This is a genomic window from Paenibacillus sp. J22P15 (genome assembly GCF_056269345.1).
The window spans coordinates 329,381-347,359 of sequence record NZ_JBWDNT010000001.1; the positions used below are offsets into that span (position 1 = coordinate 329,381).

20 protein-coding genes are annotated in these 17,979 nt (G+C 43.1%); all 20 read left to right on the top strand.

All coding sequences use genetic code 11. The annotated features are described in order from the left end of the window. The first annotated feature begins 5 nt into the window (after positions 1 to 5). The 20 genes from AC0YN6_RS01585 (at position 6) to proS (ending at position 17,955) form a co-directional block, all read left to right on the top strand. The gene (locus tag AC0YN6_RS01585) at positions 6 to 1,367 is read left to right on the top strand and encodes a protein-glutamate methylesterase/protein-glutamine glutaminase (RefSeq protein WP_475744605.1); all 1,362 of its coding nucleotides are present in this window, start codon (positions 6 to 8) and stop codon (positions 1,365 to 1,367) included. A gap of 44 nt (positions 1,368 to 1,411) precedes the next feature. Beyond that, the gene (locus AC0YN6_RS01590; protein WP_475744606.1) at positions 1,412 to 3,490 is read left to right on the top strand and encodes a chemotaxis protein CheW; all 2,079 of its coding nucleotides are present in this window, start codon (positions 1,412 to 1,414) and stop codon (positions 3,488 to 3,490) included. Between the two features lie 13 nt (positions 3,491 to 3,503). After that, complete coding sequence (locus tag AC0YN6_RS01595; protein ID WP_475745504.1) at positions 3,504 to 3,965, top strand: chemotaxis protein CheW; 462 nt, start codon at positions 3,504 to 3,506, stop codon at positions 3,963 to 3,965. Positions 3,966 to 3,968: 3 nt separating this feature from the next. After that, positions 3,969 to 4,589: a chemotaxis protein CheC gene (locus AC0YN6_RS01600; RefSeq protein WP_475744607.1), complete on the top strand. Its 621-nt coding sequence runs from the start codon at positions 3,969 to 3,971 to the stop codon at positions 4,587 to 4,589. Continuing rightward, a complete protein-coding gene (locus tag AC0YN6_RS01605; protein ID WP_475744608.1) occupies positions 4,586 to 5,080 on the top strand; it encodes a chemotaxis protein CheD in 495 nt (164 codons plus the stop codon). The genes AC0YN6_RS01600 and AC0YN6_RS01605 overlap by 4 nt, the downstream gene beginning before the upstream one ends. 1 nt (position 5,081) lies before the next feature. Then, positions 5,082 to 5,519 (top strand): hypothetical protein, encoded by a 438-nt coding sequence (locus AC0YN6_RS01610; RefSeq protein ID WP_475744610.1) that lies wholly within the window; start codon positions 5,082 to 5,084, stop codon positions 5,517 to 5,519. Between the two features lie 4 nt (positions 5,520 to 5,523). Continuing rightward, a complete protein-coding gene (locus AC0YN6_RS01615) occupies positions 5,524 to 6,309 on the top strand; it encodes a FliA/WhiG family RNA polymerase sigma factor (protein WP_475744611.1) in 786 nt (261 codons plus the stop codon). Between the two features lie 20 nt (positions 6,310 to 6,329). Next, positions 6,330 to 7,736, top strand: a complete 1,407-nt coding sequence (locus tag AC0YN6_RS01620) for a DUF342 domain-containing protein (RefSeq protein WP_475744613.1) — start codon at positions 6,330 to 6,332, stop codon at positions 7,734 to 7,736. Between the two features lie 29 nt (positions 7,737 to 7,765). Next, positions 7,766 to 8,092, top strand: a complete 327-nt coding sequence (locus tag AC0YN6_RS01625) for a hypothetical protein (protein WP_475744614.1) — start codon at positions 7,766 to 7,768, stop codon at positions 8,090 to 8,092. Positions 8,093 to 8,127: 35 nt separating this feature from the next. Continuing rightward, positions 8,128 to 8,691, top strand: coding sequence for a hypothetical protein (locus AC0YN6_RS01630; RefSeq protein WP_475744615.1), 564 nt, complete (start codon positions 8,128 to 8,130; stop codon positions 8,689 to 8,691). Beyond that, positions 8,684 to 9,256, top strand: a complete 573-nt coding sequence (locus AC0YN6_RS01635; RefSeq protein ID WP_475744616.1) for a hypothetical protein — start codon at positions 8,684 to 8,686, stop codon at positions 9,254 to 9,256. The genes AC0YN6_RS01630 and AC0YN6_RS01635 overlap by 8 nt, the downstream gene beginning before the upstream one ends. A gap of 195 nt (positions 9,257 to 9,451) precedes the next feature. Beyond that, positions 9,452 to 10,150 (top strand): 30S ribosomal protein S2, encoded by a 699-nt coding sequence (gene rpsB / locus AC0YN6_RS01640; RefSeq protein ID WP_054028957.1) that lies wholly within the window; start codon positions 9,452 to 9,454, stop codon positions 10,148 to 10,150. A gap of 142 nt (positions 10,151 to 10,292) precedes the next feature. Continuing rightward, entirely contained in the window at positions 10,293 to 10,943 is a 651-nt protein-coding gene (tsf, locus tag AC0YN6_RS01645; protein ID WP_475744618.1) for a translation elongation factor Ts, read from the top strand. A 103-nt stretch (positions 10,944 to 11,046) separates the two neighbouring features. Then, entirely contained in the window at positions 11,047 to 11,775 is a 729-nt protein-coding gene (gene pyrH / locus AC0YN6_RS01650; RefSeq protein ID WP_475744620.1) for a UMP kinase, read from the top strand. Next, the gene (gene frr, locus AC0YN6_RS01655; RefSeq protein WP_475744622.1) at positions 11,775 to 12,329 is read left to right on the top strand and encodes a ribosome recycling factor; all 555 of its coding nucleotides are present in this window, start codon (positions 11,775 to 11,777) and stop codon (positions 12,327 to 12,329) included. The genes pyrH and frr overlap by 1 nt, the downstream gene beginning before the upstream one ends. Positions 12,330 to 12,390: 61 nt before the next feature. After that, a complete protein-coding gene (locus tag AC0YN6_RS01660; RefSeq protein ID WP_475744624.1) occupies positions 12,391 to 13,155 on the top strand; it encodes an isoprenyl transferase in 765 nt (254 codons plus the stop codon). Between the two features lie 27 nt (positions 13,156 to 13,182). After that, positions 13,183 to 13,977 (top strand): phosphatidate cytidylyltransferase, encoded by a 795-nt coding sequence (locus tag AC0YN6_RS01665; protein ID WP_475744626.1) that lies wholly within the window; start codon positions 13,183 to 13,185, stop codon positions 13,975 to 13,977. Between the two features lie 16 nt (positions 13,978 to 13,993). Further along, positions 13,994 to 15,133, top strand: a complete 1,140-nt coding sequence (locus AC0YN6_RS01670) for a 1-deoxy-D-xylulose-5-phosphate reductoisomerase (RefSeq protein WP_475744628.1) — start codon at positions 13,994 to 13,996, stop codon at positions 15,131 to 15,133. Positions 15,134 to 15,221: 88 nt separating this feature from the next. Further along, a complete protein-coding gene (rseP, locus tag AC0YN6_RS01675) occupies positions 15,222 to 16,496 on the top strand; it encodes an RIP metalloprotease RseP (RefSeq protein WP_475744630.1) in 1,275 nt (424 codons plus the stop codon). 10 nt (positions 16,497 to 16,506) lie between these two features. Then, the gene (gene proS / locus AC0YN6_RS01680; RefSeq protein ID WP_475744632.1) at positions 16,507 to 17,955 is read left to right on the top strand and encodes a proline--tRNA ligase; all 1,449 of its coding nucleotides are present in this window, start codon (positions 16,507 to 16,509) and stop codon (positions 17,953 to 17,955) included. Positions 17,956 to 17,979: the final 24 nt, after the last annotated feature.

Genomic DNA, 17,979 nt, shown 5'->3' on the forward strand with positions numbered 1-17,979 from the left:
AAAAGATGATTCCTTATCGCGTACTTGTAGTTGATGATTCCGCATTTATGCGAAAAATCATAAGTGATTTAATCCTTCAAGATTCGATGTTTACTATTGTAGCTACTGCTAAGAATGGTCAAGAAGCAATCGAAGCCGTTCATGAATGGAAACCGGATGTCGTTACTTTAGATCTTGAAATGCCTTTAATGAACGGAATAGAAGCGCTGCAAATCATTATGAAGGATAATCCAACTCCTGTTATTATGCTCTCAGGTATTAGTGAAGACAATACGAGAGAAACGATAAAAGCGCTGCAATTCGGTGCCTTCGATTTTATTAGAAAGCCTTCAGGTGCCATCTCTAACGATATTCGTCAGGTCGGTGAGATCCTGCTAGAAAAATTACATATTGCTGTTCTGACAAAGCGTTATCAGCCTATTATTGCTATTAGCGAGAAGCAAGAGACGAGAGCTGATGATAAAGGTTTCTCCAAAGGAAGTAATGAAGCAGTGTTGAATGCTGCTTTACAACAAAAGGAGCCGCCGTTTGAACCATTGCCAACTCCCATTCAAGTTCGAAAACAACCGATTCTACCGAGTGTGGATAATAAACTTGGGCAACAGCGAGCGGCACTCCCTTTACATACAAAACTTAAAAGTACGATTCATGAGGAAGCAGCGCTGAGCAAAGCCAAATCAATAATTACTCCTCGCAAATCAGTCGATAAGGGACCAGAGGTTAAAACTAAAACTAATCTTGTTGATCCACCTTCAATAAAAAAAGAAAGAATGATTGGCGGAGCTTCTACTTTCAAACATATTGTTGCTATTGGGACTTCGACTGGCGGTCCAAGGGCGCTGCATGAGGTCATAACTTCATTACCTGCGGATTTTCCAGCTCCCGTGCTTGTCGTACAGCATATGCCGCCGAAATTCACCAAGTCTTTGGCTCAACGTCTTGATAGCTTTAGTGAGATGCACGTTGTTGAGGCAGAGCACGGGGAGAAAGTGGTCGCTGGTGTTGTCTATATTGCCCCAGGCGGATACCATATGGAGCTTGTCAAGGATGCTTCGTTTTATTCGATTTCTCTTTCAGAACAGCCTCAGCGCAACGGACATCGTCCTTCGGTTGACGTTTTGTTCGAGTCTTTGGCAGAATATCGCGAACTGAAACGCCATGCTGTGATTATGACTGGCATGGGCAGTGATGGTGCGAAGGGGATGAAAATTCTTGCCGAATGTGGAATTGAAACAACGATTGCAGAGGCAGAAGAAACCTGCGTTGTCTATGGTATGCCGAGATCGGCAGTTGAAGCAGGGTGTGTCAGCAAAGTATTGCCGCTTCAGCATATAGCATTACAACTTAGACAGGCAGTGGTTAAATAAATGGGCTAGAGTGGCTTCACCATACTAACAGGAGGTGCTAGGAAATGGATATGAATGCCTATTTATCGATGTTTATCGATGAATCTAATGATCACCTGCAATCCTTGAATGAAAACTTACTTCGTCTGGAAAGCGAGCCTGAGGAACTTAGTATCGTTCAAAATATTTTCCGTTCAGCTCACACACTTAAAGGTATGTCAGCAACCATGGGTTTTGAAGATTTGGCGGCTCTGACGCATGAAATGGAAAATGTTCTAGATCTCGTTCGCAACAGTAAGCTCAAAATGGACAGCTTTATTTTTGACACCTTGTTCAAGGGGTTAGACGCACTTGAAGCGATGGTTCAGGACATCGTTGGAGGAGGTACTGGGAAAGCAAATGTCACCTCAATTGTTGACTCTTTACAGGTCATATTGAAAAACGATTATAGCGCTAGTAAAGCGAGCACAGCTCCTACGGTAGCAGCTAATGTACCTGCAGAATCGACTACAAGTATTTCAGCTTCGGTGCTGCTAGATGAGTTTCAATCTTCAATCTTGCTGCAATCGATAGAAACCGGCCACAACGTTTTTCATGTTCAAATCGCGATTCGCGATAATTGCTTATTGAAAGCAGTTCGCGCTTATATGGTATTTGAATTGCTTGAGCGCAATGGCGAAGTTATCAAATCCGATCCATCGGTTCAGGATATTGAACAAGATAAATTCGATTTCACCTTTTCTGTGTTTGCTATTTCCCGCTTACAACAGGAGGATCTGCAAACACAACTTCTTAACATTTCCGAGATTGAATCGGCTGTGGTAACGTCTTTGGACGAAGAGTCTTTGGCTGTGTTAAGTCAATCTAATGCCGCTGCAGCAGTAGAAGTTGTCGAGGAAGTGCAGGCTGCAGAACCGCTTCCTACAAAGCAAGAAGCACCGGATCAAGCTGCAAAAGGACAAGCTCCTGCTTCGCCGAGCGCGCCTGCTAACGTATCCAGAACCATTCGTGTTGATATCGAGAGACTTGATACATTAATGAACTTATTCAGTGAGTTACTCATTGATCGAGTGAGACTGGAACAGCTTTCCAGTGAGATTAAACGGACTGATTTAACTGAAACCGTTGAGCATATGACACGTGTTAGCTCAGATTTGCAAAGCATAGTGCTTAAGCTTCGCATGGTGCCTGTTGATTCAGTATTCAATCGTTTCCCTCGTATGATTCGAGATTTGGCTAAATCGCTGGACAAGAAGATTGATCTTGTTATTACGGGAGCAGAAACAGAACTTGATCGTACCGTTATTGATGAAATCGGAGATCCACTTGTCCATTTATTACGTAATTCTGTAGACCATGGAATCGAAACGGTAGATGAGCGAATAGCTGCAGGCAAGTCAGAAACTGGCACAATTAACTTACGCGCCTATCATAGCGGAAATCACGTCTTCATTGAAGTTGAAGAAGATGGCCGCGGTATTAACCACGAGCGTGTACTAAAAACTGCAATTAAAAATAATGTCGTCACTGCAGAGCAAGCTAAACTGATGACGCCACAAGAAATCAATATGCTTATCTTTGCAGCTGGATTCAGTACGGCAGACAAAATTTCGGATATTTCAGGCCGAGGCGTTGGGCTTGACGTTGTTCGATCCAAAATTACTTCTTTGGGTGGAAACGTTACGATAGATTCTGCATTCGGTAAAGGGACGAAGTTCTCCGTTCAATTGCCGCTTACCCTTTCTATTATTTCCGCGATGCTTATAAAGCTAGGTTCTGAGAAATATGCAATACCATTATCTTCAATCGTAGAAACCGGCATAATCCGCAAGGAACAAATTCTTCATGTTCATGGTAACAAAATGATAGATTTTAGAAATACCATTATTCCTCTAGTTTCGTTAAGCAAAGTGCTTGATTCGCCTGATTTTAATGAAAATGACGAGCAGGAAACCGAAATTGTAGTCGTTCGCAAAGGTGAGAAGTGGGCTGCTGTGATGGTCGATGAATTTATTGGTCAAAGTGAAATCGTTCTAAAAACGCTGGGCAAATATTTAACTAATATTAGTGCGATTTCCGGCGCAACGATTCTTGGCGATGGTTATGTTGCATTGATTATCGATCCGAATGCACTTATCAAATAGGGAGGTTTTTATGATGGGAGAAGAATTAAAAGTTATCGTGTTTGCGCTTGGCAACGAAGAGTATGGAATCGAAGTAGATAAGGTCCGCACGATTGAAAGATTGTCTCCAATTACACGCGTCCCAAAAACAGCTATTTTTATTAAAGGGGTCATTAATCTTCGGGGTATTGTCGTTCCTGTTATTGACTTAAGGGGCAGATTTAATCTTCCCGAAACAACAACTACGGAGAATTCGAGAATTATCGTTGTTTCTGTAGCAGACATTGAAGTTGGATTCATAGTGGACGCTGCAAATGATGTTATCGATATTGATACAGATACAATCGATTTACCTCCTGAAATTGTTGGAGGCATTAAAGCTAAATACCTAAGGGGCATTGCTAAGCTTGGTGAAGGTCGACTTCTCATCATGCTGAATTTGTCCGAGGTTTTGAACAAGAGCGAAATTATGCAAATTGAGCAGCTTGAGGTATAACAAGTGACCCTTTTTAGCCGCTTTGAAGCATTCGAGCTTGATATATTGAAAGAAGTCGGCAATATCGGAGCAGGCAATGCTGCTACTGCATTATCGTGTTTGCTTGATAAACCTGTTGATATGGCAGTGCCAAAAGTAAGCTTACTTCCATTTGAAGAAGTTGCAGAACGAGTAGGCGGTTCAGAGAAAATCGTCATAGCTGTGTTTCTTCGAGTGGAAGGAGAAGCTCCTGGCAATATGTTTTTCATCATGGAGGAAGATTCAGCGAGGCGATTATTGCGTCAACTGCTAAGCATAAATATCGAAGAGCAAGACGGTTATTCTGAAATGGAGCTGTCAGCGCTTTGCGAGATAGGCAATATTTTGGCAGGCTCTTACTTATCTTCATTAGCTGATTTTACCCATTTAGCAATGGCCCCAACCGTTCCTGCTATAGCAGTAGACATGGCAGGAGCCGTACTTAGTTACGGTTTAATGCAATACGGAGAGATGGGGGATTCTGCCCTATTAATCGAAACGACCTTTTTAGAGGATTGTCAGTCGCTTGAAGGACATTTTTTCCTCATACCAGACCCAGAGTCGTTTGAGAAGATCTTCAGGGCTTTGGGAGTCGTTAGCGAATGATACAACAAAACTTGGTCAAAGTAGGCATGGCAGATTTAAATATTGCAACAGATGGAGCGATACTCAAAACGACCGGTTTAGGATCTTGTGTTGGACTTACCTTGTATGATCCAACTCGAAAAATTGCAGGTATGGCACATGTCATGCTGCCTTCTTCAGATATTGCCCGAGAGACAAAAATTAATTTGGCTAAATATGCGGATACCGCGATTCCGGAGCTGCTTGATCAGATGATAGCAGCTGGTGCACAGATCGAGCGTATGAAAGCAAAGATGGCTGGCGGAGCTCAAATGTTTGCTATGACTGGTCATAGTGATTCTCTTAGAATAGGTCCACGTAACGTAGAATCTTGTACTGAAATGCTTCGTAGATTTAAAATTCCGATTATTTCTCAAGATACGGGCGGAAGCTATGGCAGAACGATTGAGTTTGATAGTGTTAGCGGAATTCTATCAATAAGAAGTGTGCAATTTGGAACAAAGGAGATTTAAAATGTTAGGAACATGGCGATGGAATGTCGTATTTGGATTTTTCGGCACCGTGCTTACGGTAGCTTTCTCGATCGGTAATAATCCGATTACTGTTATGCTGCTAAGAGGTATGTATGCTTTCATCGCTTTCTTTGTTCTTGCGTATGGAGTACGGGTAATATTAGCATACATCCTTCAGCCTCCTTCACTTATAGGCAATGAAATTGAAGATGAGGAAGGTAAAGGAACTCAACTAGACTTACAGACACCTGACGAGTCAGTGGATATTAATGAACTGCTGAAATCACAGCTTCAGGATGGTGCGATAAATCCATCTAATGAAAAAAGTAAAAATGATGCCGACGGATTTCGTCCATTAAGTCCTCCACAATTATTAAACACAAAAAATACACAGCCTGAAGAATTGGTTAAAGCCATTCGTCACCTGACAGGAGAGTGAGTCGATGATTGAGCAGAAAACCCCTCATTTGACAAACTTGCAGATGTGGCAAGCCTGGAGAGAACAAGGCGATTTGGAAGCAAAAAAGAAGCTCATTGAACAATATTTGCCGCTTGTTGATTATGTAACAAATCGAATGGCAATCGGTCTTCCGAAAAACGTCATAAGAGATGATCTCGCAAGCAATGGTGTGATGGGGCTAATTGATGCTATCGAGAAATTTGATTACGGCCGCGGATTGCAATTTGAAACGTATGCTTCTTGGCGCATTCGCGGTGCTATTATAGATGGCTTAAGACAAGGGGACTGGGTCCCTAGATCCGTTCGAGAGAAAGCGAAAAGAGTGGAAGAAGCATACCAACATTTAGAGCAGCAATATTTACGATCGGTAAGCGATGCAGAAATTAGCAGTTATCTTGAAATATCTGAGAAAGAATTTATTAATATGCTGCAAGATATATCGGTAACAACGGTATGCTCTTTGGAGGATCCGATTCGAGAAGAGGAATCGGAAACTAGAATGTCATTATTAGTTGATGATAAAGCAAAAAATCCGGATCATAAGGTTCACGAGTTTTATTTGAAGGAATCATTGGTTAAAGGGATTGAAAAGCTTACAGAAAAGGAACGGACAGTCGTTTCGCTTTTCTATTATGAGGAATTATCATTAAGTGAGATTGCTGAAGTAATGTCACTATCACCGTCGAGAATATCCCAGCTCCACTCAAAAGCGATTTTGCGGCTGCGAGGAGCTTTGGCTAAGAATAAAGATCAACTTATGCAGCATTAAACTTCAAAGGAGGGAGTTACGTGGAAAATCTTCAATTGGAATCATACCTACGCATACAGACATCTGCGGACAAGTTGTCAGCCTTCTTGACATTTAGCAGAATTTCGGACGAATTCGAATGTAACGGCGATGAGCTTGAGCGATTCTTGCATAGCAAGGGGATCGTTTTTGGCCTTCGTAAAGAAGTTCTGAGTCAGATTGGCACTAATCCTCTCGCATATTATAAAGAGCAAACTCTAGTGGCACAAGGACAGTCACCTGCTCAAGGTAAAGATGGGTATGTAAAGCTTGTTTATGATATGAACAAAAATAATAATGCGCCAATAGAGCTGAAGGATGGGAAGGTTGACTTCAAGGAAGTCGTTCAGTTAAAGAACGTCAAGCGCGGTCAATTGATTGCTGAGCGTATTGATCCTGAATTAGGACCGAGTGGGAGAGCAGTGACGGGAGAAGAGATTTCTCCTAAGCTTGGCAAAAGTGTTAGATTTAAAGTTGGCAAAAATGTGGTATTGAATAATGAACAAACAGCGATGTACTCGGCCATAGATGGCTTGATTTCGCTTACGGATAAAGAAAAGATTAATGTGTTCCCAGTCTATGAGGTTAACGGTGATGTAGATTACAGTGTTGGAAATATTGATTTTGTCGGAACCGTAGTCATTAGAGGAAATGTTCTTAGCGGTTTCAGAGTCAAAGCATCAGGTGATATTCGAGTCATTGGCGGAGTCGAAGGGGCTGAGATCGAATCAGAAGGCTCCGTAGAAATAACAGGTGGAATTCTGGGCGGAAATAAAGGGTTCGTCAAAGCTGAGCGTAACGTTCGCAGCTCATTCATTCAAGAAGCTAATGTAATGGCTGGCGAAGAGGTGCTTGTCTCTCAAAGCATTATGCATTCACATGTTAGAGCGGGGAAGAATGTCATTTGCTCGGGAGCTAGAGGATTGATCGTTGGCGGAACTATTCAAGCGGGTGATTTGGTGAGTGCTCGTACAATTGGAAATTCCATGTCAACAGCGACGATTGTTGAAGTAGGCGTGAATCCAGAATATCGTTCGGAACTGCTAGCGTTAAGAACAAATCTCAAGCAGAATATGGATAATATAGACAAAACAGATAAGGCACTCGTTATTTTGAATCAACTTGCAGTGACTGGAAAATTATCTCCAGAAAAGCTGGCATTGCGAATAAAGCTAACCACGACAAAGCGTCAAACGCTGCTTGAGAATGAAGTGATGAAGAGCCGCATTCTTGAGATCGAAAAAACGCTGGAAAACAATGAACGTTCGAAAATCGATGTTTCGAATATTGTATTTGGCGGCACTAAAATTGTAATTGGTAGGTACACCAAGTTTGTGAAGGATTCTTCACAGCGTGTTTCCTTCCGCTATTCCGAAGGGGACATCGTCTTAGTCCCATACACTATTTAATAGAAGAATAGCGCAAAGGGGGAGCAGCTATGACGTTCAAATCCATTGATTTGCAAATGTCTGTACCACGCACGCAAGAATTCAGCGGAAAGCATGGACAAGCTATGCATAAGCCTGCAGCAGACCAGAATATGCTGGCTGACCAAACTTCTAAACTAACAGAGAATCTGCGTAGTAAAAATACAGCTGTTGAGCAATCAAACGGAGCACATATTCGAAGCGATCAAGAAGGCAGTCAAGGGAACGCCTATCAAAAGGCAAGACGAAAGCGTTCAGAATCACCTTCTGAGATTGATGAACAAGAGCAAGCTCCTCCTCACCCCTATAAAGGGCTTAGATTCGATATGAAATTATAAATAGAAGGCATGAAGAGAAAGGCAGGCTATGAACGATGCAGCCATATTTGCAATATATCGTATTACTAGGAGCGGTTGTTATTGTTGGTGCCTCTGTAATGCCTCGCAAGAAGCAGCATACACCACTGCCTCCGGAAACGATGCAAAACATGGAATCCGCGCTGGAGCAGTTTATGGAAAATATGGAGAAGGACAATGAGGAGCTCGTGCTTCTTGTTCGAAATGCTCAGCAAGAATCCAAACTGGATGCTGAGCGTAAGGAACAACGTATAGCAGAGCTGGAGAAGAAATGCGAACAGCTAACAGAGCAGCTGGAAAAGACACTTTCCACATCCTCACTTGTGCGGCCAATAAACACTCCATCCCAAGCTGAGATTATAGAGACAAAGAAACCGGAAATAATAGATGTTGAAATTGTAGCACCTATTATTGAACCTGCAGTTCCAATGAATACGATCCAGGCTAGGTATAAGGATTTATTTATGCTCTATGAGCAAGGAAAGTCGATTGAAGCGATCTCCAAAAAACTAGGCATGAATAAAGGTGAGGTTCAGTTAATTATTCAACTCGCTAAGCAGGAGGAAGCCGCCCATGCTTAAAAATCGAGTGTTTCTAATCGGTCTAGGCGCAGGTATTATACTAGGAGCCTTGTTGTTCCAACTCATGTTATCTGGCGAACAGAGCAGACAAAGGCTTAGTAATATGGGGAAAAATACGGATGAAAAGCTTTACACGCAACTAGAAGTAGATGCTTTTATTAAGGCAGAGCGAGACTCCTTGCAACTTGATCAGGCGACCAAAACCGGAAGTGGGGAACAGCAAGCTCAGAAGACCGATAGAACGGAACCTGTGAAGAAGCAGCCGAGCGAGGTGCTGCCTGATCAGTCCGCGCCTACAGCCGCCCCAGATGAGGAGCAGCACGCGTTAAAGCATGTCATTAGAATCGAGGCTGGCTCTAATTTGACACAAACAGCAAATTTATTAGCTTCTAATAATATTATTGAAGATAAGTCAGCATTTATATCAAAAATGAAGAAATCGAAGAAGCTGGTTCGCGCCGGTTATTTTTTGTTTCAAGAAGAAATAACGGTTGATGAGGCGATTGTAGTCGTTACGAGTCAGCCGCTGTCGAAAGAAGAAGTAAGGAGTTTAACAAACAAATAGCAAAAATAGTAACTAACCTATCTTTTCTGAAACGATTGTTGCACAAAAAATGTATTTGTGGTATATTAATTCACGGTGTTAAAAACGCACGCAGGTCAATTTTGTCAAACGGTGCTTCCGCCCGGCGGGAGTTTTGACGAAAGATGCGACTAGCGGAGGAGCACTAAAAAAACCATTATAGGAGGTGTTGGAGTAATGGCGGTTATTTCCATGAAACAGCTACTAGAAGCTGGGGTACACTTCGGTCATCAGACTCGTCGTTGGAACCCGAAGATGGATCGTTATATCTTCACAGAAAGAAACGGGATTTACATTATCGATTTGCAAAAAACGGTTAAGAAAGTTGACGAAGCGTACAACTTTGTTAAATCGATCGCTGCAGACGGCGGCACTATGCTGTTCGTAGGTACGAAAAAACAAGCTCAAGATTCAGTTAAAGAAGAAGCAGAACGTTGCGGCAACTTCTACATCAACCAACGTTGGTTGGGTGGAACTTTGACTAACTTCCAAACGATTCAAAAACGTATTGATCGTTTGAAACAACTTGAAAAATGGGCTGAGGATGGTACTTTCGAGGTTCTTCCTAAGAAAGAAGTTATCATTCTTAACAAAGAAAAAGATCGTTTGGAAAAATTCCTAGGCGGTATCAAAGGAATGAAAGGTTTGCCAAGCGCGTTGTTCATTATTGACCCACGCAAAGAGCGTATTGCTGTTGCAGAAGCTCGCAAACTTGGAATCCCAATCGTTGGTATCGTTGATACGAACTGTGATCCAGACGAAATTGACTACGTAATCCCAGGTAACGATGATGCAATTCGTGCCGTTAAGTTGTTGACGTCGAAAATGGCTGATGCAATTGTTGAAGCTAACCAAGGCGAACAAACAACGGCTTAATTTAAAGGCTTTAGTTAGTCAACAAAGGGTGGTCAGATGGTGATAAGCCTCTCACTGCCCTTTTTTCGAATGTAAATCACTAAAATCAATACTTAATTTACGAAGCTACAATGACTTCGTGAAACCAATAGGAGGGCTTACAATGGCAGTTAGTGCTAGCGCGGTAAAAGAGCTACGGGAAAGAACTGGAGCTGGAATGCTCGATTGTAAAAAAGCTTTGGACGAAACAAACAATGACGTTGAAAAAGCAATTGCTGTTCTTCGTGAAAAAGGTTTGGCGGCTGCAGCTAACAAAGCTGGTCGTATCGCAACTGAGGGCGTAGTTGAATCATACATTCACGCTGGCGGCCGTATCGGCGTAATCGTTGAAGTGAACTGTGAGACGGATTTCGTTGCGAAAACGGATCAATTCCGTGAATTTGCAAGAGACGTTGCTATGCAAATCGCAGCAGCTAACCCGAAATTTGTTAGCCGTGATGAAGTTTCAAACGAAGAGCTAGAAAAAGAACGTGAAATTTTGAAAGCTCAAGCACTTAACGAAGGCAAGCCTGAAAAAATCGTTGAAAAAATGGTTGAAGGACGTATCTCGAAGTACTACGAAGAGTTCTGTCTTCTTGAGCAATCTTTCATTAAAGACCCAGACAAAACAATCTCTGTTTTGCTTAACGAGAAAATTAGCAAAATCGGTGAAAACATTACCATCCGTCGCTTTGTTCGTTATGAACTTGGTGAAGGCCTAGAGAAAAAAGTAGACAACTTCGTTGAAGAAGTTATGGCTCAAGTAAAACATTAATCCGAACTCACAGGCGGGGCGGGGCGTCCGCCCCGCCTGCTTGTATAATTAGAACATATTTGAAGGACCTCATTTATTGAGGTGCATGATGGAGGTATTAACGTTGGAGCATCCTGTGTACAAACGTATCGTTTTGAAAGTAAGCGGTGAATCATTGTCTGGTCAGGAAGGTTATGGTATTGAATCAACAATCATAACTTCGATTGCTGATCAGGTGAAGGAAGTCGTAGCACTAGGCATAGAAGTTGCTATCGTTGTCGGAGGCGGCAATATTTGGCGTGGAATTGCAGGTTCTGCAAAGGGTATGGACCGTGCAACAGCTGATTACATGGGAATGCTTGCTACTCTTATGAATTCACTTGCGCTTCAAGATGCACTTGAACAAATCGATGTACCAACTCGTGTACAGACATCGATCGCAATGCAACAAATCGCTGAACCGTACATCAGACGTCGTGCCATTCGTCATTTGGAAAAAGGACGCGTCGTTATCTTTGCTGCCGGCACTGGAAATCCGTTTTTCTCTACAGATACGACAGCAGCGCTTCGCGCGGCTGAGATCGAAGCAGAAGTAATACTAATGGCGAAAAATAAAGTGGATGGCGTTTACTCCGCTGATCCATTTAAAGATAATACAGCAGAGAAATTTGAGGAACTTACATACATGGATATGCTAAACCTCAATTTGGGAGTTATGGATTCAACCGCAGCATCACTTTGCATGGACAACAATATTCCGCTCATCGTATTTGCAATTACGGAGAAAGGGAATATTAAACGCGTCGTGCTGGGTGAAAAAATCGGAACGATTGTGAGAGGAAGTGCGAAATAATGCCACAAGAATTGAAAAAAAACGCTGAAGAACGTATGGATAAAGCGATTTCCGCGCTTAAACGTGATTTGTCTTCATTGCGCGCAGGTAAAGCAAGTTCAGCATTGCTGGACCGTATTCAAGTTGAATACTACGGGTCAATGACTCCTGTTAATCAGCTTGCGAATATTAGTTCTCCTGATTCCCGCACATTGTTCATCCAACCATGGGATAAAACTTCAATGTCAGCGATCGAGAAAGCAATTATGAAATCGGATCTTGGGTTGACGCCTTCCAATGATGGTACGGCGATTCGTCTCTCAATTCCGCCGCTAACAGAGGAACGTCGTGCAGAACTTGTGAAAACTTCGAAAAAGCTTGGTGAAGAAGCTAAAGTAGCTATTCGCAATATTCGCCGCGATGCGAATGACAGTGTGAAGAAACTTGAGAAAACAACCATTTCTGAAGATGAGTCCCGCGGTCACCAAGAGGATATCCAGAAAGCTACGGATAAATTCATTGCTGAAGTGGATAAAGTGCTTGTTGTCAAAGAAAAGGAAATTATGGAAGTATAATGATCTCTGGGCCCCTCCGATAGGTGGGGTTTGGTTTTGATTTCGGTTGGGAGGAAGTAAGATGATCGAGCGACTTTGGGCCAAATTAGGCAAATCGTCCTTACAGCCGACTGATTCTGTGGACTCAGAAAATGTGCCTGAGCATGTTGCAATTATAATGGATGGGAATGGCCGCTGGGCTAAAGATCGTGGCTTGCCACGTATGGCAGGCCATCATTCCGGCATGAAAGCGGTCAAACGTATTACGATTGCAGCGGATCGGTTAGGCGTCAAATATTTGACGTTATATGCGTTTTCAACGGAAAACTGGAAGAGACCTAAAGCTGAAGTGGATTTTCTTATGAAGCTTCCACAACAATTTCTTGAAATTGAATTAGAAGAACTAATTGCCAACAACGTGCAGGTGCGTATGATGGGACATAAAGAGGATTTGCCCTCTTTTACGATCAGCGCAGTTGAAGAAGCCATTATTAAGACCGCTAACAATACAGGGCTTGTTCTGAATTTTGCTTTAAACTATGGAAGTCGTAAGGAAATGCTTGAAGCTGTCAAAAATATCGCCTCAGAAGTTCAGCAAGGGCATCTTGCTATTGATGATATCGATGATAAAGTAATGGCGGATCGTTTGCTTACGAGTGGATTGCCCGACCCGGATTTACTAATTCGTACGAGCGGGGAATTACGTTTAAGCAATTTTATGATGTGGCAGCTTGCTTACAGTGAATTGTGGTTTACGGATGTGTATTGGCCTGAATTTACGGAAGCGCATTTTCAAGAAGCGATTTTGGAATATCAGCGTCGCGCGCGTCGATATGGTGGATTGTAGCTTCAAGCAACGGAGTGTGACTTTTCATTGAGACAACGAATAATAACTGGAATTGTAGCAGGTGCAGGCTTCATAGGCATAACAGTAATCGGCGGATGGTTATTTACAACTCTTCTCGTATTATTGGCAATTATTGGATTTACTGAATATGCGCGCATGAATGGTGTAGCATGGTCGCATCCGTCAGCTTTGCTCGGATATGCGGGTGTGCTACTGTTTGTGCTTCCGTGGTCGGAATGGGGAATTGTGATTCCATCCGCACTAACCATTATTTGGATACTGACATTTTTGCTGCTGGCCTTAACCGTGATTACAAAAAATAAAACGACAATTGATGGCGCCGCACTTATGTTGCTAGGCGCTTTATATGTAGGTTATGGCTTTTCGGCGATGGGTGAGGCTCGCAACATTGAGCTGCATGGTTTATTGTGGACGTTTTTGTCCTTTGGGTGCATCTGGGCATCAGATATCGGTGCTTATTTTACAGGACGAGCTATTGGAAAAACAAAGCTATGGCCTTCCATCAGCCCCAACAAAACAATAGAAGGCGCTCTTGGCGGTGTTTTGCTTTCATTACTCGTATCGGCGGTATTCGCATGGACGATGCCAGATTTTATTGAATTACCGAAAGCTCTGCTAATCGGATTAATTGCCGCTGTAGCTGGTCAATTCGGGGATTTGATTCAATCTGCGTACAAACGTGTGAGAGATATTAAGGATACAGGTACGTTGCTGCCAGGACATGGCGGTGTGCTGGATCGATGTGATAGCTGGCTTATTGTATTCCCGCTGTTAGTTCTTACCGAGCTTCTGCCCGTATAAGTCAGGAGGATTAGATGTGAAAAAAATAAGTATATTAGGATCGACAGGTTCCATCGGAACGCAGACGTTGGACATTATTGCCCATGATCCTGAACGTTATCAGGTTGTCGGGTTATCCGCAGGTGCGAATGTCGATTTGATTATAGAACAGGCGAAACAATTCAAACCCGCAATCGTGAGTTTGGCTTCAAAAGCTGACGCTGACACCGCACGTCCCCATTTACCGCTTGGCACAAAGGTAGTTTATGGGGAAGCGGGGCTCATTGAAGTGGCTGCTGCAACGGACGCTGATATCGTTGTAACAGCAATTGTGGGCAGCAGAGGTCTGCCTGCAACATTAGCCGCTATTGATGCAGGCAAAACGATAGGTTTGGCTAATAAAGAGACGCTTGTGACTGCTGGTCACATCGTGATGGAGCGTGCGAGACAACGCGGTGTATCAATCTTACCGATTGACAGCGAACATTCTGCAATATTTCAATGCTTAAATGGAGAAGATCGCAAGTCTATCAATCAAATTACTTTAACAGCTTCTGGCGGTTCTTTCCGTGATCGCTCGCGTGAGCAGCTTGAAGGAGTAACGGTCGCTGAGGCGCTTAATCATCCTAATTGGTCAATGGGTGCAAAAATTACGATTGATTCAGCAACTATGGTTAATAAGGGTCTGGAAGTTATTGAAGCAAGATGGCTGTTCGATGTTACATACGACCAAATAGATGTCATTATTCATCCGGAGAGCATCATTCATTCTTATGTGGAGTTTACCGATTACAGCATCATTGCACAACTTGGTATGCCTGACATGCGTGTACCCATTCAATATGCTCTTTCCTATCCGCAGCGAAACGTAACGCCAACTAGCAGGTTGAACCTTGCACAGATTGGCAAGCTGAATTTTCGTGAGATGGATTTTGAAAGATATCCTTGTTTAAGGTTGGCTTTCGAATGCGGTCGGCTAGGTCAATCTGCACCTGCTGTATACAATGCTGCAAACGAAGTTGCTGTGGCGCGTTTTTTAAAAGGCGAAATTACGTTTCTCGACATTGAACGGGTATTGGAAACGGTCGTTAGCAAGCATGAAGCATCTGATATTAATGATTTACAAATGATTTCAGAAGTGGATACTTGGGCAAGGCGGCTGGCAGAATCCGTATAATATCGATGAAATTCCGGTTCTCTTGTATCGGACGGGAGAATAATGATAATCTATGTACAGGCCGTAACGAACAGGAGGCTTCAGCTTAATGCACATGATTCAGGTTGTTTTCTTGACCGTACTCGTTTTTTTCGTTATCGTAACGATTCATGAATGGGGTCATTACTATTTCGCAAAACGCGCAGGCATATTGGTGCGAGAATTTGCAATTGGCTTCGGGCCGAAGCTGATTTCGGTAAAGCGTGGCGAGACGAGATACACATTAAGGTTAATACCAGCCGGCGGGTTTGTACGAATGGCAGGAGAAGATCCGGAAATCGTGGATGTCCAGCCGGGCCAAACGATCGCGGTTCGTCTGAAGGATAATAAAGTTACAAGGCTTTATTTGGATCGCCTTGACGAGCGGAGCGGAGTTATTCGCGGCGAGATCGTTACGATTGACCTTGAACACAAGCTATCTGTTACATTAGATGTGGAAGGGGAAAATGAGAGTTTTTCAGTACATCCTACAGCTTTAATGATAACAAAAGGCAAGGAGACACAGATCGCGCCAATTGACAGACAGTTTGGCAGCAAAACGGTAGCACAGCGTGCTCTTGCAATTTTTGCGGGACCTCTGATGAATTTTGTGCTGGCCTTTGTTTTGTTCGCCACTTACATTCAAATGGTTGGGCTTCCTGTTGAGTCCCCTGATAAGCTGCTTGTCAATGAAATAACAGAAGGCATGCCTGCTGATAAAGTAGATTTGAAAAAAGGCGATGTCATCGACTCGGTCAATGGAATCAAAATCGGTGCTGATTTTGATAAAATGATTGCGATTATAGGTAAATCACCGAATGTCCCTGTGAAAATGGATATTATCCGTGATGGCAAAGCACAGCAGGTTGTCATTACACCAGAGCCTAACAAAGAAGGCGTGGGCAAGGTAGGGATCAGTGCCGCATTGCCAACACGTCCAGCTACTTTTTCGGAAACATTTACAGGTGCAGGCAAGCTCATGAAAAACATGACGATAAGTATTTTTGAAGGCTTCAAGAAACTTATTTTCGGAGAGTTCAAGCTTGATGACCTTGGAGGACCTGTTCGAACTGCTGAGGTTACGAGTCAGATCGCACAGCAGGGCATCGCTCAGCTTACTTCATGGACAGCATTGCTCAGCTTATATTTAGGTATATTTAATCTACTCCCAATTCCGGCACTGGATGGCAGTCGTCTTATATTCCTTGGAATTGAAGCGATTCGACGGAAGCCAATTGATCCAAACCGTGAGAGTATGGTACATTTTGTCGGTTTCGCATTAATCATGTTATTAATGCTCGTAGTAACTTATAATGATATTTTACGATTGGTAAAAGGGGAGTAAGTAGTCGCATATGTCAAAGGATAAACAGTTCGTTACAGAAATCACGCCTCAAAGCGAAGATTTCTCCAGATGGTATATTGATGTTATTAAAAAAGCAGAGCTTATGGATTACTCACCGGTAAGGGGCTGCATCGTGTTTCGCCCTGAGGGTTATGAACTTTGGGAAAATATTCAACGAGATCTCGATCGCCGCTTCAAAGAAACGGGACATCGCAATGCTTATTTCCCGCTATTTATTCCAGAAAGCTTCTTCCAAAAGGAAAAGGAGCACGTTGAAGGTTTTAATCCTGAGCTGCCTTGGGTAACCGAAGCTGCAGGTGAGAAGCTGGAAGAACGCCTTGCTATTCGTCCTACATCTGAAACGATGTTTGGTCATATGTATTCGAAGTGGATTCAATCGTACCGCGATTTGCCTTTGCTAATTAATCAATGGGCGAATGTTGTCCGTTGGGAGAAGCGTACGATGCCTTTCTTGCGTACAAGCGAGTTTTTGTGGCAAGAAGGTCATACTGCTCATGAGACAGAAGAGGAAGCTCGTCAAGAGACGATGCAGATGCTTGATGTTTATACGCAATTCGTCGAAGAGTTCCTTGCAATTCCAGTAATCAAAGGTGAAAAAACTCCTTCTGAGCGTTTTGCAGGCGCAGTTGATACGTATTCTATCGAAGCGATGATGAAAGACGGTAAGGCTGTACAAGCTGGAACATCCCATTATCTGGGCACGAAGTTTGCGGTCGCTTTTGACATTAAATTCCTTGATCGTGAAAATACATTGCAATTCGCGCATACGACCTCATGGGGAGTAAGCACAAGATTGATCGGCGCACTTATTATGGTGCATGGTGATGATCGTGGTCTTGTTCTTCCGCCAAAGGTTGCACCAACGCAAGTCATTATGATTCCTATCGGTCCAGCTAAAATGCGCGAGCAGGTCATTGGCCGTGTGGATGAGCTTTATGCAGAATTGAAGAAAGCCGGAATTCGCACACGCGTGGACGATCGCGCTGATGTAAGTCCAGGCTGGAAATTTAACGAGTATGAGATGCGCGGTGTTCCACTTCGCCTTGAACTTGGACCTCGCGATATGGAAAATGGACAGGTTGTTCTTGTTTCCAGAGTTACTGGAGAGAAACGTGTAGTACAGCAAGCTAATCTTGTTGCTGAAATTGAGGCTATGCTTGAAGAAACGCATCAAGAGATGTTTAATAAAGCAAAGCAGTTCCGTATCGATAATTCACGTTCCGTTGAAACGCTTGATGAAATGAAGAGTTTTCTGGAAGAACAGCGCGGCTTCGTAGAAGCTGGCTGGTGCGGCTCTGCCGCTTGTGAGAAGCAGGTTAAGGAAGAAACAGGAGCAACAAGCCGTAATATTCCTTTCGAACCGTCTACACACAAAGACAATTGTCTCGTATGCGGTGATCCTTCGAAGCATACTGTCGTATTTGCACGGGCTTATTAAGGACTGAAGCTAGTTCGGTTCGGA